Annotated in this window: 1 protein-coding gene; it reads right to left on the reverse strand. The window is 48.8% G+C overall.

The genetic code is table 11. The annotated features are described in order from the left end of the window. Nucleotides 1-86: 86 nt before the first annotated feature. Nucleotides 87-6,260 carry a PAS domain S-box protein gene (locus tag QT974_RS29335; protein ID WP_333471909.1) on the reverse strand — a complete coding sequence of 2,058 codons (6,174 nt, stop codon included), beginning with the start codon at nt 6,258-6,260 and terminating at the stop codon, nt 87-89. Between the last annotated feature and the right edge of the window lie 162 nt (nt 6,261-6,422).

Genomic DNA, 6,422 nt, shown 5'->3' on the forward strand with positions numbered 1-6,422 from the left:
CATTGCGCACGGCCGTGCGCAATGCGCACCCTACATATGCTTAGATGCGGACTCGCATTCCGAACGATCAAACGTTTGACTAATAACTAACTGCGGAAATTAGCCACCGACTTTTGCAATTTGCTAACAGAACCCGATAAATCATCAAGCGATGCCTTAACATCCGAACCTTTTTGGGCAGTTGTATTAGCAATCTCATTGACTTGCTGCATACTGTTAGAAATTTCCTCAGCCGAAACAGTTTGTTTAGCCGAAGCGCGAGTAATATTCTGCACCAAAGCATTCATTTCTCGACTGACTTCGATGATGGCATTCAGGTGAGTTTTAGCTTCGCTGGCGAGCTTAGTGCCTTCCACTACCTCCAGTGTCCCCGATTCCATTGCCTTCATCACGCGGCTGATTTCTTCTTGAATTGTACCGACAATTTCCGAGATTTCTTCAGTCGCGCCGGCCGATCGCTCTGCAAGCTTTCGCACTTCTTCGGCGACAACCGCAAAACCTAAACCTTGTTCGCCAGCTCGTGCCGCTTCAATCGTAGCATTCAGAGCTAACAAATTGGTTTGCGAGGCAAGCTGAGAAATCGAAGTCACAATTTTGCCGATTTGTTGCGAAGATTCGCCCAAACGCTTCATCATTTTTGAAGTAGAGGCGATCGTCAACCGGAGCTCGTTAATTCCTTCCACAGCGCGATCGACCGCCATACCGCCGACTTCTGCGGTGTGAGAAGACTGTTGAGCAACCGTTTCGGCGCGCACCGAAACATCTCGCACGTCGCGGATCGAATTTACAATCCGCTCGATTTCCCGCATGATTGCAGATATTTTTGTGGCTTGAACTTCCGCCTGTTGAGTGAGTTCGCTGGTATTGTTAATTGACTCGCCCGTAGCAGATGTTACCTGTTCGGCTAAAGTTTGAATTCCCGTTACCACCTTCCGCAGAGAACCGATTAAGAAGTTAAAAGAGTCGGCGACAGCACCTAAAACATCGTTAGTCACTTCCGCCCTGACTGTCAAATCCCCTTGAGCTGCGCCTTTAATTTCTCCCAACAGTTTGAGGACTTGCTGCGTCATCGAATCGGCTTCAGCTTTGCGTTCGGCTGCCAATTTTTCCAGTCTTTCTTCTGCCTCTTTGCGTTCGGTGATGTCAAAGCGGATGGCGATATATTTGACTATGGTACCGCTGGTATCAAAGATGGGGGCGATCGTCGAATCTACCCAGTAAAACGATCCATCTTTACGCCGATTTTTGATTTCTCCTTTCCACACCAAGCCGCGAGAAATTGTCAGCCACATTTCGGCAAAAAATGCTTTGGGATGGTAGCCAGAATTGACAATGCGGTGGTCGCGGTGCAGCAGTTCTCCCATGCTGAAACCGGATATTTGGGTGAATCTTTCGTTAACGTAGGTAATTATGCCTTTGAGGTCTGTTTCGCTGACGATCGCAGCTTCATCAAGGGCATTTTGGCGCGTTTTGAGTTCTTGCAGCAAGCGTTCCTGTGTCTCGGCCAACTGCTGCATCTGCTGCTGGGATGCTCTTTCCTGGGTGATGTTGCGGCAAACAACTACACCGCCTTTGATTGCTCCGGTTTCGTCTTTGAGCGGCCTGCCGCTAATTTTGATCCACAGGCCCTCGGGCTTGCTTGCGTGGCGGGTGAAAACATCTATGTCGTCCACTGATTCTCCTCGAATCGCGCGCGTTAAAGGTATGTCGGCTGCGGGATAGGGAGTGACTCGATCTGGCAAAAATAAGCCGTATTTTCCAGACCACTCGTCGGGGAGAGTATTTGTCGAACCCAAGCCAAAGATATTTTCAGCGGCGGGGTTGAACAAAACAAAATTGCCATTGGTATCGGCAGCAACCACGCCGTCGCTAATGCTGTCAATGAGCAGTTGCAAGAGATTGCTTTGCCCTCTAAATTCCTCTTCCGAACGGGCTAATTGAGCTGTTGTTTCTTGCAGTTGAGTAATTCTTTGTTTGCTTTCGGTAATATCGCGAGCGACTGCATACATAATCTTTTCTTCGGCTAGAGGTCGCGATTTCCACGACAGCCATTTGTAGGAACCGTCTTTGCAGCGGTAACGATTTTCAAAAGTCATTGTTTCGGCGCCGCTGGCTATTTTTGCCGTTTCTGCTAAGGTTTTTTCCCAATCGTCTGGATGGACAAAATCTAGAAAAGATTGCTCTTCGAGTTCCTCTACGGTGTAGCCGAGGGTTGTGGCCCAAGCGGGATTGAGGCGCTTGAATTTGCCTTTAAAATCGGCGATGCAAAGCAAGTCTAGGGATAGGGTGAAAAACCGATCGCGCTCTGCTTCGGCTTTTTTGCGATCGGTAATTTCGATCGCCACACCCCCGACACCGATCGGTTTGCCGTCTTCTCCGGCCAAAGGAAAGTAAGAAGCCAGCCAATCTCGGATCGTGTCCGGTTGATTGGCGGTTGTACCTGAAACCTCAATGTTTAAAAGCGGCTGGTTGTTTGCCAAAACCCCCTGCAAAATCGGCTGTAGAGTATCGACCATTTCCGGTATGACTTCTCTGACGGTTTTGCCTAGGTGTTCGGTAACTGAGACGCCGGTAGTTTCTGCCAAACTTTCGTTGACTTGTACGAACCGCAACTGGTCGTCAAAAATAAACATTGAGGCTGGGGCGGCGGCGAAAAATGCGTCAAAGCGGGATTGACGCAAAACTAATTCTCGTTCTAGGGCTTTGCGATCGGTAACTTCCAGAACGAAAGCGCCGATACCAATGGGTTTGCCGTCTTCTCCCGGCAAAGGAAAGTAAGAAGACAGCCAATCCCGCACTACATCTGGGTGGGCGGTGGTGGCGTGGGAGACTTCGAGGTTTAAAATCGGTTGGTTGGTAGTCAAAACCTGCTGGTACAGCGGGCCGAGAATCGGTGCCATTTCCGGTTCGGCTTCCCAGAGGGTTTTGCCGATGTATGCTAAAGCTGGCTGACCTCCCAATTCGGCAAGCTTTTCGTTGAACTGCACGAACCGCAGTTGGTCGTCGGTGATAAACATTCCCGCTGGTGCTGCGGCGAAAAAGGCGTCAAAGCGAGCTTGACGCAAAGCGAGTTCTCGTTCTAGGGCTTTGCGATCGCTCAGATCCCGGCCTTCTGGAATTAACAGCACGACTTTGCCGGTCTCGTCTTTGATCGGTTTGAGGGAGAAGTCAATGGTTGCGACGAAACCTCCGGTAAGTATGACTTCCGCTTCGTAGCGAACTACCTCGCCGCCGGCGGCTTTGGCGACAGATTCTCGTACTCGCTGCTTGACTTCTGGGGAAATATCCCACCACGGGGTTTCCCAAAACGGCTTCCCTACTATGTCTTCAATCCCCACATCAGTGGCGGAGAGGGCTGTTTGGTTGACTTCTAACATCGTGCCGTCGGGTTCTAGCAGACCAATAAATTGGAACGATTGGTCAAAAATGGCTCGGAACAGTCTTTCGCGATCGCGCAGCATTTCTTCTGCGCGTTTGCGATCGCGAATGTCCCGGGTCACAGTTGATAAGCCAATAGGCTCGCCTGTTTCTGGGTCTTTGAGAGTAAATAGGGTAAAGTCTACGGGAATGATTTCGCCTGTTTTAAAGTGTCTCAACCGGAATTCGCCCTGCCACAACCCATCTCGCATGACAGCAGGAATAATCTCTTCTGTCAATATTTTCCCGTCTTCCTTCGAGAAGGCTTCCAATATACTTTTGCTTTTGACTTCTTCGAGATTCTGGATTCCGTTTAGCTTCATGCCAGCAGGATTCAGGTATGTTGAGTGTCCCTCCATTGTGGCTAAGCCGATAAAATCAGAGCTGTTTTCGACGATCGCAATTAATCTTTGTTTCTCGATTTCGGCTTGCTTGCGGCCGGTGATGTCGTTGTTAGTTTCTAAAATTGCTTTGGGTTTTCCCTGTTCGTCTCGCTGCAAATTCCAGCGGCTGAATACGGTAATTTGGGTGTGGTAATTTGTGGTGTGAATCAGTTCTCCTTCCCAATAATCCCGCTCTGCTAACTGTGCCGATATTATTTCTAAAGGCTGGGGGAAGATGGTGTGAAACAGATTGTGGGTGAGTTTCCCCAAAGCTTCTTGTTTCGTGAAGCCGTACATTCTCTGGGCGCCTTGGTTCCAATAATTAATCGTGCCGTCAATATCGCGAACGATCAAGGCATCGCTGGCGAGGTCGAGCATTTGCAGGTTTTGCTCTAAGATTTGTTCGGTGCGCTTGCGTTCTGTGATGTTGCGGGCGATCGTTGAGATAAATTCAACTTCTCCGCTCTCGGATTTGTGGGCAATAATTACTTGAGAAACGGGTATTTCTTCGCCGTCTAAAGTCTGCCAAATAGTCTCGCCGCTCCACACCCCGTCCCGGCAAGCTGCGGGGATGCCGACGTTAATTAGAGTGTCCATACTTTTGGGGGATGTCAGGTCTGAAATGCTTAATCCGGCTAAATCTGAGTCCTCGCCAACTCTCAACATTTCTCTGGCTGCGCGGTTGAGATAGATGCCGCGCTGTTGCGAGTCGGCCATCCCTACCCAGTCGGTAGTGGTTTCTAGGATTGCTTTGAGCCGCAATAGTTCTTGTTGGGATTTGCGGCTTTCTGTGATGTCGCGGGCGAAGCCGAGCATTCCTAAAATGTTGCCTTCTGCGTCTTTGAGGGGAAATTTCTGGGTGTCGAAGGTGTGTAGTTTGCCGTCGGCTAAGGTGGCCAATTCGTTAACTATCAGGGGGTGCTGATTGGCGGTGCGAGAGTTGTAGATTTGCTTCTGGGAGTCTGTTTGGGTGTGTAAGTTGTCGAAGATGCGATCGACAGATATACCAATTTCTCCGTCATCTTTGCCAATAATTTCTGCTTGGGTTTTGCCGAAGGCGGCGGCGAAACCTGCATTGACTAAGGTGTAGCGAAAGTTTCGATCTTTGACGAAGATGCAGTCGGGCGTAGCGTCAATTACTGTGCGCAGCAAGTTTTGGGAGCTTTCTGCGGCTGCGAGTGTCTCCCGGAGTTGTTCTTCCATGAGCACGCGCTTGGTGATTTCTCTAATGGCGCAAACGAGGATTTTGCTGCCGCAGGTATCTACAAAGGTAGATTTTTTTGCGGACATAAAACGGGTGTTTCCTGCTGCATCTGTGATGGTTTCTTGGGTTTCGCTGCTGGTGTTTGCCAAGAAAACTAAGTCGTCTTGTTCTCTATATATGTCTGCTTGATTTTTTGGCAAAAATTCGCGGTAGGATTTGCCAATAAGTTCTTCTCGGCTGCGACCGATGTATTGACAAAAGGCTTCGTTAAATGTTAGCCAGCGGTGCTGTTGGTCTTTGACGTAAATCGGGTCAGGGATGGCGTTGAGGATGTTGTTTAAAAATTGTTCGGAGGCTTTTAATTGCTCTTGGGCTGCGGTGCGATCGCGAATTTCTTCTTGCAATAGGGCGTTGGTTTCCTGAATCTGCTGGGTTCTCTCCCTCACTCGCTGCTCTAGTTCTGCGCTTAGCTGCTCCAATTCTGATTCTGTCTGTTTGCGCCCTGTTATGTCGCGGCCTTCGGCGAGGATTTGAAATACTTCTCCTGCTTTATTTAATAAGGGCTTAAACGACACATCAATTACTGTCACATGGTTGTTTGCTCCGGTGATTTCGTATTCTTCCCGAACAAAGTTACCAGCCGAGACTTGTTTGATGTTGGTTTTGAGGCGCTGCTGGTTGGTTGGGGATGATTCCCACCAAGGTGTGTGCCAAAATTTCATCCCCAGCACTTCTGATGCTTCCAAATCGCCCAATTGTAGTGCTGTCTGATTGGCTTCGATCAGAGTACCGTCTGGCTCCAATAACGCGATTAGTTGAAAAGCTTGGTCGAAGATTGCCTGAAATCGCTGGGTAGTTTCGCTGAGCGCTTGTTCTGTTTCTTTTTTGGAGGTCAGAATTTGGGTGGAACCTACTAAGAACTCGTAGCGGTTGGACAAGCTCAAAAAGGCGATCGCCGGAATGACGGTCATCCAATCGGACACAGTTTGCGCCACATGGGAGTGCGGCAATCCCAGGTATTCGGCGGCGTGTCCGGTGTGTCCAAAAGCGCAGCTCCAAAATATGGCTGCTGTGACTGTGGCGAAGATGTCGAAGCCGAATTGACGATTTCGCCACAAACCTAAGCTGATCAGGGAGGCGATCGCAAAGTAACACAAACAAATGATGCAATTAGCAATCCCAGCTACCAGCGAAGTAGAGAAGTCAGGTAATGTCAGGGTGAATGTCGTTGCAAAAAAGTAATAGAGAAGTTGCATAACTTGCTTGTTAGTTATTAGTTATTAGTTGTGAGTTATTAGTTGTGAGTTGTAAGTTATTAGTTGTTAATTGTTAGTTGTTAGTTGTTAATTGTTAGTTGTTAGTTGTTAACTGTCAACTGTCAACTGTCAACTGTCAACTGTCAACTGTCAACTGTCAAC

The organism is Microcoleus sp. BM001215392 (assembly GCF_036700185.1).
GTDB lineage: Bacteria > Cyanobacteriota > Cyanobacteriia > Cyanobacteriales > Microcoleaceae > Microcoleus.

Excerpts from the sequence above, each read along its gene's own strand:
- QT974_RS29335 (WP_333471909.1), bottom strand. The coding sequence starts at position 6,260 with ATGCAACTTCTCTATTACTTTTTTGCAACGACATTCACCCTGACATTA.